This window comes from Saccharopolyspora elongata (genome assembly GCF_004348985.1).
In the GTDB taxonomy this organism is placed as follows: Bacteria; Actinomycetota; Actinomycetes; order Mycobacteriales; family Pseudonocardiaceae; genus Saccharopolyspora; species Saccharopolyspora elongata.
In genome coordinates this window covers 12,725-30,917 of record NZ_SMKW01000098.1, presented here as the reverse complement: position 1 = coordinate 30,917, position 18,193 = coordinate 12,725, and the positions used below count along the sequence as shown (strand labels likewise).

The window sequence follows — 18,193 nt, the reverse complement described above, 5'->3', positions numbered from 1 at the left end:
GGCTGGGCGGGGGCGTGATCGGTGAGCCGGAGCTGGTCGACGCCGACGTGGCCCCACGGCCCGGTCTCGGCATCGATGATCTCGATGACCGCGTCCTCGCCCTGCCACGGCCCCAGGTACAGCACCCGGTCGGCGAGCCGGTCGCTGAACGAGCCGGTGGCGGTGCCGACGACCGCGCCGCCCACGACGACGTTGAGGCAGCACGTGCCGGGGTAGTTGCCGCCGCTGAGGCGGAACCGCAGGTAGTTGCGCTCGATCCGGAACGGTTCGCTGCGCAGCGAACCGGTCGCTCGATCCCGCGCCCCGGCGTCGTCGCCGGGGGCGCTCGCGTGCGAATCGGCCATCCGCATCCCGAACGCGCCCGCCTCGCCCTGGTAGCCGGGCCGGTCGAGGGTGCGGACCGGGCCGCTGCCGAACGCGTCGCCGGTCACCGACCAGCCCGCGTAGTCGGGCTTTTCCCAGTCCTCCAGCACGATGTCGGCGCGTCCCGGGTTCTCCGGCGCTCCCTCGGCGGCGGTGAACTGCACGCCGGCCGCGCCGTCGAAGGCGAACTCCCGGGAGCGCAGCCGGAGCGGCCGGGTGTGCCTGCTGGTCAGGCAGACGGGATTCGCCAGGAACCCGGCGACCTCGACCTCCGCCGTGGTCGTCCCGGTGTTCGTCGCGGTGTAGTCGAGGAACACCGCGGGGTAGGAGCTGTCGTCGATCTCGGTCGGGACGAACGGCGAGCAGGCGTTCAGCGCGATCCGCACCGGCTCGCCCGGATCGGCGTAGTCGATCTCCGCCGCCGGTGGCCGCCCGGCGAAGGTCACCTCCGGGAAGCCGCGCGCGTCGAGCCAGCGGGCGCGCTCGCCGTCGCCGTCGGTGACGCGCACCGCGAAGCCGTGCTCGAACGGCGAGCTCGGCAGCGGTGGCCGGGTGAAGTGCAGGTCGTTGATGTTGGCCGGGGCGGTCCGGTTGTCGACGTCCCAGAGCCACAGGCGCCCGTCGCCGCCCAGGTAGAGCTGCCCGCAGCCGATGCCGCCGATCGGCATCCCGACGAACTTCAGCTCCTCGCCGCGAAACCGGCTCGGGGTGCCGCGGTCGGACAGGTCTTCGCGTTCAGCTTCGGCGGACACGACGCAACTCCCTCTGCGCTACCGCGCGGGTGGTCGTCTTCGGTGCGAAACCAGTCGATTCTAGGAATTCACTGCGTGTTCGCGTGGTCACTCGGTACGTTGATCATCCGGTCGGAGGAACGGCCGGGGATCGTTACCGGCCGTGAGGATGCCCACTATGCGGGAGCTGTGTCTCGGCTAGTGGTCGGCCGAGGTTTAGAGTGCTGCAGAGGCCGTTTTGAATGGGGTGGGGTGCGCTAGGGCGGGTTGTTGTTCTTGAAGCGGCATAGCCGCTTAGCCCACCTTCGCAGCTTGCACCGCCGCGGGTTCTCAGGTGTCTTCTCGCGAGGACAGTTCCGACGCGTCGTATTGGTCATACGTGTGTCGGGGATCCCGGAGTCGAGAAGGCGCCTGAGGTTCCGCCACCCGCACCGCCAAGCAGAACGAGCCTGGAAACAGGTATTCGTGTTACGAGGAAGGTTTCGACGTTATGGCGGTCGGCCAAGCCCCAGCACCAGGAGTGCGGGGTTCCGGAGCATCGGGAGATCCCACCCCGCGGAACTCGACCCGGCAGGTCGTGCTCGCCAGCCTCGTAGGCACCTCGATCGAGTTCTACGACTTCTACGTCTACGCGACCGCCGCGGTGCTGGTCTTCCCGCACCTGTTCTTCCCGGCGGGCGACCCCACCGCCGCGACCCTGCAGTCGCTGGCGACGTTCGCGATCGCCTTCGTCGCCCGCCCGGTCGGCTCCGCGCTGTTCGGGCACTTCGGCGACCGCATCGGCCGGAAGTCCACGCTCGTCGCGTCGCTGCTGACGATGGGCATCTCGACCGTGCTGATCGGCCTGCTGCCCGGCTACGAGCAGATCGGTGTCGTCGCGCCGCTGCTGCTGGCGCTGTGCCGGTTCGGCCAGGGCCTGGGCCTCGGCGGCGAGTGGGGCGGAGCCGCGCTGCTGGCCACCGAGAACGCGCCCGCGGGCAAGCGGGCCTTCTTCGGCACCTTCCCCCAGCTGGGCGCGCCGATCGGGTTCTTCTTCGCCAACGGCCTGTTCCTGCTGCTGTCGGAGTTCATGGACGACGCGACGTTCCTGTCCTGGGGATGGCGCGTGCCGTTCCTGGTGTCGGCGGTGCTGGTCGTGGTCGGCCTGTGGGTGCGGCTGAGCATGCACGAAACCCCGGCGTTCGCGAAGGTCGTGGCGCGCAACGAGCGCGCGAAGGTGCCGTTCGCGCGGGTCTTCCGCAGCGACCTCAAGGCGCTGGTGCTCGGCACGTTCATCATGCTGGCCACCTACGTGCTGTTCTACCTGATGACGGTGTTCTCGCTGTCCTACGGCACGGCCAAGACCGGCCTGGGCTACGAGCGCTCGCAGTTCCTGGTCATGCTGCTGGTCGGCGTGGTGTTCTTCGGCCTGACGGTCCCGCTGGCCGGCTGGCTGGCCGACCGCTACGGGCGGCGGCCCACGCTGATCTTCACCACCGTCGCGATCATCGTGTTCGGCCTGCTGCTGGGCCCGTGGTTCGGCGCGGACTCCGGCGTGGCCACGGTGACGTTCCTGATCGTCGGGCTCGGCCTGATGGGCATGACGTTCGGGCCGATGGGCGCGGTGCTGCCGGAGCTGTTCCCGACCGCGGTGCGCTACACCGGCGCCTCGGTGTCCTACAACCTGGCCAGCCTGCTGGGCGCCTCGGTCGCCCCGTACATCGCGACCTGGCTGGCCAGCTCCTACGGGCTGGGCTGGGTCGGCGTCTACCTGGCGGCGATGGCCGCCATCACGCTGATCGCGCTGATCATCTCCAGGGAGACCCGCGAGACGTCAATCGAGCACTGAACCCAACCGCGCGAGCAGCTCGTCCAGCAGCGGCAGCGAGGTCGCGTGGTTGAAGCGGACGAAGCCCCGTCCGGCCGTCGAGCCGGGCGGGGCGTAGTTCGTTCCGGAGTTGACCCGGACCCGGGCGTCCCGCAGCAGCGCCTCCGCCGGTTCCGGCCCGAGCTCGCGGACGTCCAGCCAGGCCAGGAACCCCGCCTGCCCGCGGTGCACCCGGACCCGCGAGCGCTCGCCCGCCCACTCCTGCAACCGGTCGCGCGTGCGGTCCAGGTAGCTGCGCACCGCCGTCAGCCACCCGCCGTCGTCCCGCCACAGGGCGGTCGCGACAGCCAGCCCGGGTGCTGAGGCGCGCATCTTCTCGTACGGCGGGATGGTGTCGAGGAGGTGCTTCGTCGACTCCTGGCACACCAGCACCGCGGACTTGAGCCCCGGGACGTTCCACCCCTTGGACGCGCTGGTCACCGTGACGGCCCGGTCGCCGACCGCGGCGAAGGGGACGAAGTCCTGATCGCTCGCGCGCAGCGGCGCGTGGACCTCGTCGCTGATCACGAAAGCCCCGTGCCGGTCGGCGAGTTCCGCGAGCGTCCGCAGTTCGTCGCGCGACCAGATCCGGCCCGTCGGGTTGTGCGGGTGGCACAGCAGCACCGCTTTCGCGCCGGTGGCGAGCGCGTCGGCGACCGCGTCGAAGTCGATCCGCCAGCCGTCCTCTGCGTCGAGCAGCGGGCATTCCCGGACCGGCCGGTCGAGGTGGTCGAGCAGGGCCAGGAACGGGGGATAGGCCGGGGTCAGCAGCACGACGCCGTCGCCGGGCGCGGTCAGGCGGCGCACCGCCGCCTCCAAGCCCGCCATCACGTCGGCGACGGGCGAGACCAGCGCGGGATCGACGCGCCAATCCTGTTCCCGCGCAACCCAATTCGCGAACGCCGCGAGGTGCTCGCCGATCACCGGGTAGCCGAAGTCGGAGCGCTCGACCAGCTCCAGCAGCACATCGCGGGCCACCGGGCACAGCGGGTAGTCCATCTCGGCGACCCAGGCGGGCAGGACGTCGGGATCGACCAGGGCCCACTTCTGGGAGCTGCGCCGCCGCAGCTCGTCGGGGCGCAGGGCATCGAATTCGGCGTGCAGTTCCGCAACCGTCATTCCCGTCATTATGCAGTGCCAGCGGTGCTCGATCGGCGAAATTCGTTGGCGCGACGCCGGGTTCGCGTGGTTAGGTGCGGTCATGTCCGACATCGCCGCTGCTGAGCGCCTGCGGGCGTGGGTTCGGGAAGACTTCGGCATCGACCTCGTGGCGTTCGATCCGGTAGGCAGCGGTGCGGACGTGGCCGCCGAGGTCTGGCGCGGCACTTCCGCGGCGGGGGAGCGGTACGCGGTCAATTGGAGCGGCGGCGGCACGACGGCGGGGCTGGCGGTGTCGGCGTGGCTCGCCGGGCGCGGAGTGCCGGGCGTCGCCGGGCCGGTGCCGACGCGTGGCGGCGGGTTGTGGAGCGAGCGCGCGGGGCGCCGGCTGTCCCTGGCGCCGTGGGCGTCCGACGAGGGCGCGCTGGATGGCGGGATGACGGCAGAGCACTGGGAGGCTTATGGAGCAATGCTCGCGCAGGTGCACGCCATGCCGGTGGCGGAGGCGCCGGAGTCGCTGCCGCGCGAGGAACACACGCACGAGCGCTGGGCATCGGCGGTGCGCGTGCTCCACGGCGAGTGCACTTCCGGCGAACTTCCGGACGACCACCTCGTCCGCTCCCTGGCCGCGGAGTGGCGCTCGGCGGCGGACCGCATCGCGGCGCTGCTGACGCACGCCGATGCCATGGGGCGGAAGCTCCGCGCCCAGTACGCGCCCGAGGTCGTCTGCCACGGCGATCCGCACCTGGGGAACCTGCTGCTGCGCGGTGCGGAGGTGTCCCTGATCGACTGGGACGACGCGGTCCTCGCCCCGCGGGAACGCGATCTCCTGTTCGTGATCGGCGGTGTGCTGCTGCCCTTCGCGCCGGTCGGCCGGCAGGAGCAGCAGTGGTTCTTCGCCGGGTACGGGCCGGTGGACGTCGACCCGCACCGCCTGGCCTACTACCGCTGCGTGCGCGCCTTGGAGGACCTCGCCGTCCCGGCCGCGCAGGTGCTGGAGAACCGCGCCCCGGAGGCCGAGCGAGCGGAAGCGCTGGCCCTCTTCCGAGGCGTGGTGTCGTCCACTGGCCTCGTCGGGCTCGCCCTCGCCTCGGCGGGGAACGGTTCGGCGGCGGTCACGAGCTAGATCTCGGCTGCACCCCAGGCTTCGACGACTACCTTGTCGCCGACGGACAGCCTGCCCGGGCGCACGACCGCGAACTTGGTGCCGAAGGCGATTCCCGCATCCGCCCGCCGGTACCGGGCGAGGGTGCGCAGCGGCTGCGGGCCGGCTCGAAGACCGGTCTCCTGGTCGACGGTGGTGACGGCGCAGCGGATCGCGAGCTTGGCGTAACCCAGCGCCGCTTCGCCGATCGAGATCGTGCGCGCCAGGTCTTCGGTGTGCGGGTCGTCCCAGCCGCTGATCACGATGTTGGGCCGGAACCGGTTCATTGGCAGCGGCGCCGAACCGTCCTCCGCCAGCCGCTCGTCGAGCAGGTCCAGCGACGCCGTGGAGATCAGGTGCACGGGGCAGCTGTCGGCGTAGCCGGACGTCCCGACGGTCGCGCCGTCGGTCACGCGGTCGTGCTCGGGCGGGACCCGCACCAGCCTGCTCGGCGAGCCGAGCAGGTCGGAGAACCACTCCGCGGCGGCGTCGCCCTGGTCGATGCCCAGGTACGGCGCGCCGAACAGGTCGACCGGGCGGCGCGCACCTGTGCTGTTCACGGCGACGGTCAGCGGGTCGGTTCCCGGCGCCGAGAGGGTCATCAGGTCCCCGTCGACCCGGGGCTGAGCCAGCGCGAGCCGGGGATGTCTGCGCTGGGTCCGGTAGGTGCCATCGAGGTCGACGACCATGAACGCGCGATCGTGTTCGAGCCCGGCCTGGGTCAGCGTGGAACCGCTCGTCGCGATTCCCGCGCATCCCTTCACCGGGTAGCTGATGAGAGCGGCGATCTCGCCTGGCGCGATGAACGTGGCGCACCTCCTCGGTCAGGAGGCGCCCTTGTGTCCCTTCGCGTCGGCGGCCAAGCGTGGCGGGCACAGCCCGTCGCAGCGCCTCTCGACCGCGTTGCAGAGAAGCTTGCCGATTCGAGGCCTCGTCGTCAACGGGTTATCGCGGCAGGCGGCCGGTGGTGCGCAGCAGGTCGAGCAGGCGATCGACGAACTCGGCCTGGGCGGCGTTGAGCTTCTCGCGGGCGGTGTCCGGATCGCACCACAGGGCCCGGTCGACCTCCGGGAAGCTCTGGCGGCGGCCCGACTTCGGCGGCCACTCCACCTCGAACTCGTTGCTGCGCAACGCGGTCGGGTCGAAGTCGCCCTCGACGGCCCAGGCGGTCACGAGCTTGCCGTTGCGCTGCTTCACCTCGCCCAGCGGCGACAGCTCGCGGTCGGTCAACGACATGCCGGTCTCCTCGGCGAACTCCCGGGCCGCCGCCGACCGCGCGTCCTCGTCGGGCTCGTACTCGCCCTTCGGGATCGACCAGGCACCGGCGTCCTTCTTCCGCCAGAACGGGCCGCCCGGGTGCACCACGAGGACCTGCGGAGATCCGTCCTCGACCTTGAACAGCAGGATGCCGGCGCTTCGCTTGCTCACGCCACCAGTGTCGCGCACCCACCCCGACGCGCACGACGGCGGTGTCCGATGTGGATGGTGACGCGAGGTTGCCCGCTCTAGAGGCTGCTTTGGATGTGCAGGGTGCGTAGTTGTCTTTGAAGCGGCGCAGCCGGTTAGCCCACCCTCGCAACTTGCACCGCCGCGGGTTCTCAGGCGTCTTCTCGCGAGGACAGCCCCGACGCGTCGTATTGGGCATACGTGTGTCGGGGATCCCGGAGTGAGAAGGCGTCTGAGTTCAGCCACCCGCACCGCCACGCAGGACGAGTCTGGGAACAGGCTCTCTGGCGCAAATCCCGGAAGCCGTCGATGCTGGCAGCGTGGAACGGGTCGTGCTGCACGTGGATCTCGATCAATTCATCGTCGCCGTAGAGCTGTTGCGCCATCCCGAGCTGCGCGGGCGGCCGGTGCTCGTCGGCGGCTCCGGCGACCCGAAGCAGCGCGGTGTCGTGGCCGGGGCGTCCTACGAGGCCCGCGAGTTCGGGGTTCGCTCCGGCACGCCGCTGCGCACCGCCGCGGCCCGCTGCCCGGAGGCGGTGTTCCTGCCCGCCGACCGCGAGACCTACCTCGCCGCGTCCGCCGACGTGATGACGGCGCTGCGGGAGGTCGGCGGCATCTTGGAGGTCGCCGGGTGGGACGAGGCGTTCATGCTGGTCGCCACCGAGGACGCCGAGCTGACCGCCAGATCGGTGCAGCAGCACGTGCGGGAGCGCACCGCGCTGGCGTGCTCGGTGGGCATCGGCGACAACAAGCTCCGCGCGAAGCTGGCTTCCGGGCTGGCCAAGCCGGCCGGGGTGTTCCGGCTGGACATGTCCAACTGGGTCGAGGTGATGGCGCACCGGCCGCCGGAAGCGCTGTGGGGCGTCGGCGCGAAGACGGCGAAGAAGCTCGCCGCGCGCGGCATCGCCACGGTCGGCGACCTGGCGCGGACGGCGATGGCGGACCTCGCGGGCGAATTCGGCCCCAACATCGGGCCGTGGCTCGTCGCGCTCGCCCACGGCTACGACTCGACCCCGGTCACCGACGAGCCCTACCAGGCCCGTTCGCACGGCCGGGAGGTCACCTTCCAGCGGGACCTGCGCGACGAGGCCGAGATGCGCTTGGAGATCACCCGCCTCTCGCGCGTCGTGGCGGACGACCTCGCGGCCGAGGACGTCCTGGCCCGCCGCGTCGTCGTGAAGGTGCGGGATTCCCGCTTCGCCACCCACACCCACGGCGTGTCCCTCCCGGCCCCGACCCGCGACGCCGAAACCATCGACGGCGCGGCCCAGACGGCCCTCGGCCGGTTCCCGCTGGACCGCCCGGTCCGCCTCCTCGGCGTCCGGGCCGAGATCGCCCGAGCGGAGAGCTGACGCGAACGGCCCGTTCACCTCGCTAGGCGGAGTCAACGGTCCGTTCGCTCCAAACCGGCGAGTTCGGTGGGGCGAGGTGAACGGACCGTTCGTTCCGGTACGCGGAGTCAACAGTCCGTTCACCTCAGTCCGCGTGCTCGCGTTCGGCGAGGGCCTTGCGCAGCAGCGGGGTCAGGCGGAAGTCGACGAGGCTGCGCATCGCCAGCGCGAAGTTGGTGCGCTCCACGCCCGGCGTCGCCAGGACCTGCCCGGCGATCCGGTACAGGTCGTCGGCGTCCACCGCGACCACCCGCACCAGCAGGTCGGTCGCGCCGGTGAGGCCGAAGACCTCGACGACCTCCGGGATCTGCGCCATCGACTCGGCCAGCTCGCCGAGCATCTGCTGGGTGACCTGCACGGTGATGAACGCGGTCAGCGGGTGGCCGAGCGAGGCCGGGTCGATGCGCCGCTCGAACGACCAGAGCCTGGGCTCCAGCTTGGCGAGCCGGGCCTGCACCGTGTTGCGGGACAGCCCGACGCGTTCGGCCAGCGCGACCACCGTCGCGCGCGGCTCCTCCCGCAGCGCCAGCAGCAGCCGGATGTCCACCTCGTCGAGCGTGTCGGCGCTGGGCACAATGCTCACCTCCGTCGGCTCGCACCGAGCCGTGTCGGTGCAGAATGTGCAAAATAAGGTCAGGAACTTGTGCAGTGATTGTGCTCTTGGTGTTCTCGTCGAAGCAATGTGGCAACTTTCCCGAGGAGGCGCGATGACCAGCGCGGCACCGGTCCAGGCGGCGACGGCCGAATCCCTGCGCGAGGTCGAGCAGCGGGTGCTGTGGTTGTCGGCCGCGATCATCGACCACGCCAACCGGGTGCGGCCCAACGTCTCGGGGCTCAAGGTCGGCGGGCACCAGGCGTCCTGCGCCTCGATGGTGTCGATCATGACGTCGCTGTACTTCGAGCACCTGACCGCGGCGGACCGGGTCTCGGTGAAGCCGCACGCGTCGCCGGTGCTGCACGCGATCAACTACCTGCTCGGCGAGCTCGACGAGGCGCACCTGACCACGCTGCGCGAGTTCGGCGGCCTGCAGAGCTACCCGAGCCGCACCAAGGACCCCGACCCCGCGGACTACTCGACGGGCTCGGTCGGACTCGGCGCCACCGCCCCGATCTGGGGCGCGGTGGCCCGCCGCTACGTCGACAGCCACGTCGGCGGCGCGGGCACCGGGCGGCAGTACTCGCTGCTGGGCGACGCGGAGCTGGACGAGGGCGCCTGCTGGGAAGCGATCATGGACCCGACCGTCGGCGACCTCGGCGAGGTCGTCTGGATCGTCGACCTCAACCGCCAGTCCCTGGACCGGGTCGTGCCGAACATCGCGGCCAACCGCCTGCAGGGCATGTTCGCCGCCGCCGGCTGGCAGGTGCTCACCCTGAAGTACGGGCGGCTGCTGGAAGAGCTGTTCGCCCGGCCGGGCGGCGAGGCGCTGCGGGCGCGCATCGACGGCATGAGCAACCCGGAGTACCAGCGGTTGCTGCGCTGCACACCGGAACAGCTGCGCGAGCGGCTGCCCGGCGTCGACGGCGGGGAGATCGCCCGGCTGCTGTCCGATGTGGACGACGAGGCGCTGGCCGCGGCGATCCGCAACCTCGGCGGGCACGACCTGGCGGCGCTGGACGGCGCGTTCCGCGCCATCGACGACACCCGGCCGACCGTCATCTTCGCTTACACCATCAAGGGATACGGCCTGGCCAGCGAGGGTCACCCGCAGAACCACGGCTCGCTGCTGAGCGCCGAGCAGATGCAGCAGCTCGCCGAGAACGTCGGCGCCGATCTGAACGACCCGTGGCACCGCTTCGAGGCCGGCAGCCCGGCCGGTCGGCGGTGCTCCGACGCCGCCGCGCGCCTGCGCCGCCGCGAGCGCCCGCAGGTGTCGCCACCGGAGCTGCCGGCGGACATCGGGCGGACGCCGACCGGCACCACGACCACGCAGGCCGCGCTCGGCCGCGCGCTGCTGGACCTGACGCGCGGGGCGCCGGAGGCCGCGGCGCGGATCGTGACGCTGGCACCGGACGTCAGCTCGTCGACGAACCTGGGCGGCTGGCTGAACAAGGTCGGCGTGTGGTCGCCGACCGAACGGGTCGACTGGTTCGCCGACGACGCCGAGACCATCCTGCACTGGCGGGAACGCCCGGCCGGTCAGCACATCGAACTCGGCATCGCCGAAACGAACCTGGTCGGGCTGCTCGGCGAACTCGGCGCCACCTGGAGCCGTTGGGGCCAGCCGCTGCTGCCGATCGGAGTGGTCTACGACTGCTTCGTCGGGCGCGCACTGGAACCGTGGTCGTTCGGGATGTACGCGGGCGGCCAGTCGATCCTGGTGGGCACGCCCTCGGGCGTCAGCCTCGCGCCGGAGGGCGGCGCGCACCAGTCCGTGATCACGCCGTCGATCGGCCTGGAACAGCCGGGCCTGACCAGCTACGAGCCGGCGTTCGCCATCGACACCGAGTGGTGCCTGCTGGCCTCGCTGGCCCGCCTCGGCAGACCCGACGGCGGCTCCGCCTACCTGCGCCTGTCGACCCGGCCGGTCGACCAGACGCTCGCGGCGGTGCCCGCCGACCCGGCGGCCCGCGAGCGCCGTCGCCGCCTGGCGATCGGCGGCGCGTATCCGCTGCGCCGCCACGAGGCGCCGGAGGTGACGTTGGCGGCGATGGGCGCGCTAGTGCCCGAAGCGCTGGCGGCCGCAGACCGGCTCGAAGCGCAGGGCGTCGGCGCGGACGTGGTGTGCGTGACCAGCCCGGGCCTGCTGTTCGAGGCGTTGCGGGCGCGGCAGGGAGCCGGTGGCGCTGCGGGCATCCTGGACCAGGTCTTCCCGGCGCACCGGGCGACGCCGCTGGTGACCGTCCTAGATGGACACCCGCACACGCTGGCGTTCCTGGCGGGAATCAACCGGGTCCGGGCGGCCCACCTCGGCGTCACGAACTTCGGCCAGTCGGGCTCTCTGGAGGACGTCTACCGCTACCACGGCCTGGACGCGGACACGATCGTCCGCACGGCCCTCGACATCACCGACCACGCCTGACCGCAGGTCCTCGCGTCCCGGTGGGTCCGCAATTTCCATTGAAATCGAAGGTTCGATTTCAATGGAAATTGCGGCACGACATCGGGGATTCGGGTGCCCGGGGATGCGGGGTCTCGTCAGTCAGGTGGTGAATCCTGCTGCTATGGCCAGGAAGATCTCGGTGCAGTGGTCGATGAGGCGGGATTCGTCGACGTCCAGGGTGCCGTCCAGCCAGGCCGTCAGGGTCTGGGCCAGGCCGCCCACGATGAAGTGCGTCGTGAGTTCGAGGTGCGGGGTTCCGGTGATGCCGTAGAAGTCCTTCGCCTGACCGCCCAGCAGTGCGGCGAACAGCCTCGAGGAGTCCAGGCGGCGCTGCGCCAGCAGGGGACTGGAGAGCGAGATCGAGAACAGCAGCCGGCCGCGTCTCGGGTCGTGGGCGATCGTGCGGACGATGTTCTCCAGTCCCGCCCGGACCTTGGCCCGTTCGCCCGGCGACGCCGACGTGACCGCGTCGAGCGTCGTCGTGGCGAGGTCGTCGACGACGTGGTCGTACACCGCCGCCGCCAGCGCGTCGCGGTCGGCGAAGCTCTCGTAGAAGTAGCGCGTCGCCAGGCCCGCCCGCTGGCACGCCCCGCGCACCGTCAGGGTCGGACTGTCGCCCGGCGCGCCGAGCAGGTCCAGTCCGGCCTCGATGAACTGCGCCCGGCGTTCGGCCTGGCGGTCATCGCCCTGCACTCCGCCGTAGACCCGCAGTGGAGACGTGCTCATCCGCTCATCTTGACAGATCGCCGGGACCGCTGTTCCCTATCTGGGAACGGCCGTGTGCAGAATGGGCCTCGGTGCGGAGGGTGGCGGCGGTGGCTGTTTCGGCGACGAAGGCAAGGCGGATCGAGGACGCGGTGCTCGGTGTCGGCCTGCTGGCCGGCAACGCGAACGTGATCATGCAGCTGGCCCGTCCCGGGGTGGGGCACGGCGTGGTGGAGAGCAGGGTCGAATCCGGCCAGCTGTTCCGGCACCCGGTGAAGCGGACCCGCACGACCCTGGCCTACCTGGTGGTCGCGGCGATGGGCACCGACCAGGAGAGGGAGCTGTTCCGGCGCGGGGTGAACCGGGCGCACGCGCAGGTGCGCTCGACGGATTCCAGCCCGGTCGCCTACAACGCGTTCGACCCGGAACTGCAGCTGTGGGTCGCGGCCTGCCTGTACAAGGGCTTCGAGGACAACTACCGGATCTTCTTCGGCGAGCCCGACGCCGCCACTGCGGACGCCTTCTACCGGGAGGGCGCGGTGCTGGGCACGACCCTGCAGGTGCCGGCGCAGGCGTGGCCGCCGGACCGGGCCGCCTTCGAGGAGTACTGGGCCGGGGAGCTGGAGCGCATCTCGATCGACGACACCGTGCGCGCCTACCTCTACGACGTGACGATGCTGGCCTGGCTGCCGCGCCCGGTGGCGCTGCTCGTCGGCCGCTTCAACAGGTTCGTGACGACCGGGTTCCTGCCGGAGCGGTTCCGCGCGGAGATGCGGCTGCCCTGGAACGGCCGGGACCAGCGCCGGTTCGACGCCCTGATGTCGGTGCTGGCGGCGATCGTGCGGCGGGTGCCGCCGGTGGTGCGCCGGTTCCCGTTCAACCTCATCCTCTGGGACCTGCGGCGCCGGATCAGGACGGGCCGCCCGCTGGTCTGAAGCTCAGCAGGATCCGTCGGCGACGGTGGCCGAGAGCGCGTAGTAATAGGTCGGCGGCAGGTAAGGCGACGAAAGGCCCCCTTCGCTGATGGTGGTGGCGGTGACCGTCATGCACACCGCGACGTCGTCGGCGCTGATGTTGTACCGCTCCACGGTCGTCTGACCCTCATACTCCACGGTGCCTTCCGCCGGAGGTCGCCGACCCGCGTCACCTTGAGCAGCCCGATCTCGTCATGGCCTGGAAGCGCCACCACAGCGCGCGTTGATCGCGGAAGCCAAGCGCCGCGACCCCGATGGCGGCGAGCAGGGTGAGCGCGGCGAAGATCATCATGGAGGCGGCGTTCCTCCGGGGGTGGATGTTCGGGCGCCGCCGATCTTTCTCGTCGACCGCGCATCGGTTGGGACGCGATCCGCGCTCGCTCGGTTCCCGCTGCTCGGCGAGCCGGGCCGGGGGTCGTGAGTGCGAGGGCCGGTAAGAGCCGGTTTTCGCACTCATGACCGGGACCGGCCGATGTGGACCGAGCGGCCCGGGTGGTCGATTCGTCGGTTTTCGTTCTCCTGATCGTCACCTGCTCGGGGGTGTGCTGCGCCCAGTAAACATGAAAGATTTTCTGATCAGTTGGTTGATCAGGGACGCAAGGGCTGGGAACTAGACATGGCAGCGATGAGCAGGCGCGGTTTCCTCCGGGCCGCGGGCATCACCGGAACCGTCCTCGGCAGCGGCTTGCTCGGCGCCGGCCCGGCGCTCGCCAGGGGCGCCGACCCGAGGGTGCTCAACGCCGCCGGGACGACCCTGCAGCGCACGGCCGTCGCCGCGCCTGGCAGCGGCTACCGGCGCTTGGTGGCCGGCCCGGGCTGGTCGCAGGTGGTGCGCACCGACCTGGTCGAGGGCCGCGCGGGCCGGGACGACCGCCGGGTGCCGATCGCCTCCTTCGTCCAGTTCACCGACCTGCACCTGGTGGACGCGCAGAGCCCGGCGCGGTTCGAGTACGTGCACCCGCTGGCGGGCGGGGCGTGGCGCCCGCAGGAGACGCTCGGCGCACTGGCCGCGGCGCACCTGGTGCAGCGGGTCAACGCCCTGCCGGGCGGGCCGGTCACCGGCCGGCCGCTGGACTTCATGATCACCACCGGCGACAGCACCGACAACCACGAGCAGGCCGAGCTCGACTGGTACTTCGCGGTGCTCAACGGCGGGCGACTGGCGCAGAACACCGGCGACCCCGGCGGCTACGAGGGCGTACAGAACTCCGGCGACCCGCTGTACTGGCATCCCGAAGGCGGCGTCGCGGACCGGTTCCGCGAGCGCGGTTTCCCGGTGCTGGACGGGTTCTTCGCGGACGCGCTCCGGCCGTTCGACAGCCCCGGGCTGCGCATCCCGTGGTACGCGGTCTTCGGCAACCACGACAACGCCGTCGTCGGGACGGTGCCGGACGAGCTGATCCCGGGTCTGCACGACTGGTACACCGGCTCGCGCAAGATCATCGGCCGGGACGAGCGCGAGACCCGCGAGGTCGCCGCCCTCCTGCGGGGCGACCGGCAGCGGTCGGCTCTGGCGGTGGAAACCCGCAGCGGCATCATCCGCACCGTCACGCCCGACGAGCGCCGCCGGCCGTTCAAGACCGAGGAGTTCATCCAGGCCCACCTGGATCCGGCCAACACCGGGCCGGGGCCGGTCGGCCACGGCTTCGACGCCGACCACACCGAGCCGTACTACACCTTCCAGATCGCGCCCGGCGTCACCGGCATCAGCCTGGACAGCACGAACACCGCCGGCTTCGCCGAAGGCTCCCTCGGACTCGCCCAGTACCAGTGGCTGGAGGAGGTGCTCACGCGCGGCAGCTCGGAGTACTACGACGCCTTCGGGCGCAAGCAGCGGCAGTCCGCCTCCGACGAGCTCTTCGTGCTGTTCAGCCACCACACCAGCGCGTCGATGACGGCGCTGCTGCCGGACTTCCGCAGGCCCGGCGAGATCCGCAAGAGCGGCAACGCGGTGGTGCGGTTGCTCAAGCGCTTCCCCAACGTGCTGGCCTGGGTCAACGGGCACACCCACCGCAACGCGATCACGCCGCACCACGCCGACGATCCGGCGTGCGGGTTCTGGGAGATCAACACGGCGTCCCATGTGGACTTCCCGCAGCTCGCGCGCGTCATCGAGCTGGTCGACAACGGCGACGGCACGCTGTCGCTGTTCACCACGCTGATCGAGGCCGACAGTCCGTACCAGGTCGACTACGACGATCGCTCGCCGGCGGGGCTCGCCTCGCTGTACCGGGAACTGTCGTTCAACGACCCGCACACCGACCTCGCGCAGCTCGGCGAGCCCGGCGACCGCAACACCGAGCTGTTCGTCGCCGGGCGCATGCCGACCCGCTGAGCGCGCGAGCCGAGGACTCCTGGACCACCCTGGTGTCGTGACGCGACAGGCACCGGGAGGCTGAGATGGACGGCGGACCTGTGGTCGTGGGCGTGGACGGCTCGGCGGTCGCGCGCAACGCCGCGCGCTGGGCGGCGCGGGAGGCGATGCGACGGCGGGTCGGCCTGCGGATCGTCTACGCGGACGCGGCCGCGCAGCCGGTGCCGGCGGATTCGCACCGTGCGAAGGAGCACCACCTCCGCGACGAGGTCGCCCGCTGGCTCGCGGCGAGCACGGACGCCGCGCGGGAGCAGGAACCCGGGGTGCCCATCGACGCCGCGGCCGTGCGCGGCACGGCGGAGAAGGTGCTCATCGCAGAGTCCGAGCAGGCCGGGCTCCTGGTGGTCGGGGATCGCGGGTTCGGCGGGTTCACCGGCCTGCTGGCCGGGGCGGTCGCGGTGAAGGCCGCCGCGCACGCGCGCTGCTCGGTGGCCGTCGTGCCGGACACCGGCGAGCCGCTGACCTTCCCGGTGACCGGTCCGGTGGTGGCCGGGGTGGACGATGCCCAGTCCTCCGAGCAGGTGCTGGCGCACGCCTTCGCGGTGGCGGCGTCCCGGGCGGTGCCGGTGCACGTCGTGCACGCCTGGGAGGTGGTCGGGATCGACCTCAGGTGGCTGCGGACGCGGCTGCCCGAGGAGGAGGTCAGCGAGAACGAGCAGCGGTTCGTCGCCGAGGCCCTGGCGGGCTGGGCCGAGCGGTACCCCGACGTCGAGGTGCGGCGGTTCGTCGGCCGCGGATCGCCCACCGGGGAACTGCTCGCCCGCGCCGCGGAAGCCCAGCTCGTCGTGGTGGGCGCGCGCGGCCGGGGCGGCGTCGCGGGCGCCCACCTGGGCTCGACGAGCCACAAGCTGATCCACCACTCGCCGTGCCCGGTGCTCGTCGTCCGCGACAACCCGAGTTAAAGATGGTTTCAGAATCTGCGTGGCGTGCGGGTAGCGGCCCCCCTGCGGGAGTTACGGCCGCAGTCTGGACTCCGGGATTCCCGACTTGTGTATGACCAATACGCGGCGCTGGGGCTGTCCTCGCTGGGGAACTCCAGAGGAGTGGGCACCGTGAACCCGCGGCGGTGCTAGCTGAGTCCCTCACCGCACGCGGCTGACGCCGCATTCCGAAAGCCTCTTAGGAATCCCCTTTCGGCGCAAGCGAGTTCTGTTCCGGCAGCCCACTGGTGATCACCCCTTGACGGCGTTCCCCGGATTTTCCATGCTCGGGTGGCCATATGTGACCTTGAACGCCATTCGACGAGGAGTGGGACATGAAGACCAAGGCTGCGGTGCTGCACGGTCCCGGCGAGGACTGGGAAATCGAGGAGATCGACCTGGGTGACCCGGTGGCCGGCGAGGTGCAGGTGCGGCTGGCGGCCTCGGGGCTGTGCCACTCCGACGAGCACCTGCGCACCGGCGCGAGCCCGGTCGCGCTCTACCCGGCGGTAGGCGGGCACGAGGGCGCCGGGGTGGTCACGAAGGTCGGGCCCGACGTCACCGGCATCGAAGAGGGCGACCACGTCGTGCTGGCGTTCATCCCCGGCTGCGGGGCGTGCCGGGCGTGCGCGCGCGGGATGCAGAACCTCTGCGACGCGGGCGGGAGCCTGATGACCGGCAAGGCGATTTCCGATGGCACGCATCGGTTGTCGTTGCGCGGCAAGCCGATGGTGCCGATGTGCCTGCTCGGGACCTTCGCCCCGTACGTGACCGTCAACCAGGCGTCGGTGATCAAGATCGAGGACGACGTCCCGCTGGACAAGGCCGCGCTGCTGGGCTGCGGCGTGTCCACCGGCTGGGGTTCGGCGACCGAGGTCGGCAACACCCGTGCCGGCGACACCGTGGTGGTCGTGGGCGTGGGCGGCGTCGGCATCAACTCGGTGCAGGGCGCGGCCGCCGCCGGGGCGCGCTACGTGATCGCGGTCGACCCGGTGGCGTTCAAGCGGGAGAAGGCGCTGGAACTCGGCGCCACGCACGCCTTCGAGTCGATGGCCGACGCGGCGGGCCCGGTCGGCGAGCTGACCTGGGGGCAGAACGCCAACACCGTCATCCTGACCAAGGGCGAGGTCAAGGGCGAGGACCTGCAGCCGGCGCTGAGCATGACGGCCAAGGGCGGCCAGGTCGTGGTCGTCGGCATGGGCCACTACCAGCAGATCGACGCCTCGGTGAACCTGTTCGAGCTGACGCTGCTGCAGAAGCGCGTGCAGGGCGCCATCTTCGGCGGCGTCAGCCCGCGCACCCAGATCCCGCGGCTGCTGGAGCTCTACCGGCACGGCACGTTGAAGCTCGACGAGCTGATCACCAGCACCTACCGGTTGGAGGACATCAACGCCGCCTACCAGGACATGCGCGATGGCAAGAACCTGCGCGGCATGGTCATCTACGGCGACGCCGACTACTGATCGCCGGCCGGCCGGGCGTCACCGCGTGGCGTCCGGCCGCCCCGCCGCACCGAATCCGGCCGCCAGCTCCCGCATCGCGGCGTCGAGCAGCTCGCTGAGGTCGGAATCCTCGCTGTCCAGCCATTGTTCGTAGGCCGCGACGGCGACGCCGAGCGTCGCGTGGGCGATGGCCTGCGGCGCGAGGCCGTCCGCGGGTTCGCCCAGGCGGTCGCCGACGAACTCCGCCACCACCTGCCGCCAGGCCCGGAACCGCAGCGTCGAGTGGGCCTGCAGCGCGGGCACCCCGAGTATGAGCCGCATCCGGCGGCGGTGCGCCGGAACCTGCTCCGGGGCGACCCGGTTGAACTCGACTAGGCAGTGCCGGATCGCGTCCATCAGCGGGCTTTCCGGCGGCGCGGCGCGGAGATCCGCGCGCATCCGGTCGAGCTCGCCGTCGAAGTCGCCCCACGGGATGTCGTTCTTCGACGGGAAGTAGTGGAAGAACGTCCGGCGCGCGATGCCGGCCGCGCGCGCGATGTCGGTGATGGTGGTCTGGTCGAAACCCTGCTCGTCGAAGAGCTCGAACGCGACCTGCTCCAGCTCGGCGGCGGTGGTCACCCGCCGTCGACCGCCGGGTCGCGGAATTGAGCCGATCGTGTTCTGCCCCAACGGATACGTCTCCAGGTCTTCCAAAATGCACTCGGTGCAAATACGGTGG

Annotated in this window: 17 protein-coding genes; 8 read left to right on the top strand and 9 right to left on the bottom strand. The window is 71.2% G+C overall.

Going from position 1 to position 18,193, the window contains the following annotated elements; all coding sequences use genetic code 11:
- Positions 1-1,115 (bottom strand): GH116 family glycosyl-hydrolase (locus tag E1288_RS40765; RefSeq protein WP_268952018.1); only part of this gene is annotated, 1,115 nt, incomplete at its 3' end.
- 469 nt (positions 1,116-1,584) lie between these two features.
- On the opposite strand from E1288_RS40765, the gene E1288_RS40760 reads away from it, so the two are divergent.
- Complete coding sequence (locus E1288_RS40760; protein ID WP_132494020.1) at positions 1,585-2,922, top strand: MFS transporter; 1,338 nt, start codon at positions 1,585-1,587, stop codon at positions 2,920-2,922.
- On the opposite strand, the gene E1288_RS40755 is transcribed toward E1288_RS40760, so the two are convergent.
- Positions 2,908-4,059 carry a MalY/PatB family protein gene (locus E1288_RS40755; protein WP_165968530.1) on the bottom strand — a complete coding sequence of 384 codons (1,152 nt, stop codon included), beginning with the start codon at positions 4,057-4,059 and terminating at the stop codon, positions 2,908-2,910. The two genes, E1288_RS40760 and E1288_RS40755, sit on opposite strands and share 15 nt — an antisense overlap.
- A gap of 82 nt (positions 4,060-4,141) precedes the next feature.
- Between E1288_RS40755 and E1288_RS40750 the strand changes: the two genes are divergently transcribed.
- Positions 4,142-5,164: a phosphotransferase enzyme family protein gene (locus E1288_RS40750; protein WP_132494018.1), complete on the top strand. Its 1,023-nt coding sequence runs from the start codon at positions 4,142-4,144 to the stop codon at positions 5,162-5,164.
- On the opposite strand, the gene E1288_RS40745 is transcribed toward E1288_RS40750, so the two are convergent.
- Positions 5,161-5,985, bottom strand: a complete 825-nt coding sequence (locus E1288_RS40745) for an MOSC domain-containing protein (protein WP_408014313.1) — start codon at positions 5,983-5,985, stop codon at positions 5,161-5,163. The genes E1288_RS40750 and E1288_RS40745 overlap by 4 nt on opposite strands.
- Positions 5,986-6,127: 142 nt before the next feature.
- Positions 6,128-6,610, bottom strand: a complete 483-nt coding sequence (locus E1288_RS40740; RefSeq protein ID WP_132494016.1) for an NUDIX domain-containing protein — start codon at positions 6,608-6,610, stop codon at positions 6,128-6,130.
- 338 nt (positions 6,611-6,948) lie between these two features.
- Here E1288_RS40740 and E1288_RS40735 point away from each other — a divergent pair, with 338 nt between their 5' ends.
- Positions 6,949-7,980 carry a DNA polymerase IV gene (locus E1288_RS40735; RefSeq protein ID WP_165968529.1) on the top strand — a complete coding sequence of 344 codons (1,032 nt, stop codon included), beginning with the start codon at positions 6,949-6,951 and terminating at the stop codon, positions 7,978-7,980.
- A 124-nt stretch (positions 7,981-8,104) separates the two neighbouring features.
- Here E1288_RS40735 and E1288_RS40730 read toward each other — a convergent pair whose 3' ends face one another.
- Complete coding sequence (locus tag E1288_RS40730) at positions 8,105-8,593, bottom strand: Lrp/AsnC family transcriptional regulator (protein ID WP_132494014.1); 489 nt, start codon at positions 8,591-8,593, stop codon at positions 8,105-8,107.
- A gap of 133 nt (positions 8,594-8,726) precedes the next feature.
- On the opposite strand from E1288_RS40730, the gene E1288_RS40725 reads away from it, so the two are divergent.
- On the top strand, positions 8,727-11,039 hold the full coding sequence (locus E1288_RS40725) for a transketolase-like TK C-terminal-containing protein (protein ID WP_132494013.1): 2,313 nt from the start codon (positions 8,727-8,729) through the stop codon (positions 11,037-11,039).
- A 120-nt stretch (positions 11,040-11,159) separates the two neighbouring features.
- Here the strand turns inward: E1288_RS40725 and E1288_RS40720 are convergent, their stop codons facing one another.
- Positions 11,160-11,786 (bottom strand): TetR/AcrR family transcriptional regulator, encoded by a 627-nt coding sequence (locus E1288_RS40720; RefSeq protein WP_132494012.1) that lies wholly within the window; start codon positions 11,784-11,786, stop codon positions 11,160-11,162.
- An 89-nt stretch (positions 11,787-11,875) separates the two neighbouring features.
- On the opposite strand from E1288_RS40720, the gene E1288_RS40715 reads away from it, so the two are divergent.
- The gene (locus E1288_RS40715) at positions 11,876-12,700 is read left to right on the top strand and encodes an oxygenase MpaB family protein (protein WP_235884150.1); all 825 of its coding nucleotides are present in this window, start codon (positions 11,876-11,878) and stop codon (positions 12,698-12,700) included.
- A 3-nt stretch (positions 12,701-12,703) separates the two neighbouring features.
- Here E1288_RS40715 and E1288_RS47555 read toward each other — a convergent pair whose 3' ends face one another.
- Positions 12,704-12,877: a hypothetical protein gene (locus tag E1288_RS47555; protein WP_165968528.1), complete on the bottom strand. Its 174-nt coding sequence runs from the start codon at positions 12,875-12,877 to the stop codon at positions 12,704-12,706.
- A 31-nt stretch (positions 12,878-12,908) separates the two neighbouring features.
- Positions 12,909-13,031, bottom strand: a complete 123-nt coding sequence (locus E1288_RS49995) for a hypothetical protein (RefSeq protein WP_268952017.1) — start codon at positions 13,029-13,031, stop codon at positions 12,909-12,911.
- 324 nt (positions 13,032-13,355) lie between these two features.
- On the opposite strand from E1288_RS49995, the gene E1288_RS40710 reads away from it, so the two are divergent.
- The 3 genes from E1288_RS40710 to E1288_RS40700 all read left to right on the top strand — a co-directional run bounded on the left by E1288_RS40710 (position 13,356) and on the right by E1288_RS40700 (position 17,496).
- The gene (locus E1288_RS40710; protein WP_132494021.1) at positions 13,356-15,074 is read left to right on the top strand and encodes a TIGR03767 family metallophosphoesterase; all 1,719 of its coding nucleotides are present in this window, start codon (positions 13,356-13,358) and stop codon (positions 15,072-15,074) included.
- A gap of 65 nt (positions 15,075-15,139) precedes the next feature.
- The gene (locus E1288_RS40705) at positions 15,140-16,015 is read left to right on the top strand and encodes a universal stress protein (RefSeq protein ID WP_132494011.1); all 876 of its coding nucleotides are present in this window, start codon (positions 15,140-15,142) and stop codon (positions 16,013-16,015) included.
- A 353-nt stretch (positions 16,016-16,368) separates the two neighbouring features.
- Complete coding sequence (locus E1288_RS40700; RefSeq protein ID WP_132494010.1) at positions 16,369-17,496, top strand: NDMA-dependent alcohol dehydrogenase; 1,128 nt, start codon at positions 16,369-16,371, stop codon at positions 17,494-17,496.
- Between the two features lie 18 nt (positions 17,497-17,514).
- Here the strand turns inward: E1288_RS40700 and mftR are convergent, their stop codons facing one another.
- Positions 17,515-18,093, bottom strand: coding sequence for a mycofactocin system transcriptional regulator (mftR, locus tag E1288_RS40695; RefSeq protein ID WP_132494009.1), 579 nt, complete (start codon positions 18,091-18,093; stop codon positions 17,515-17,517).
- Between the last annotated feature and the right edge of the window lie 100 nt (positions 18,094-18,193).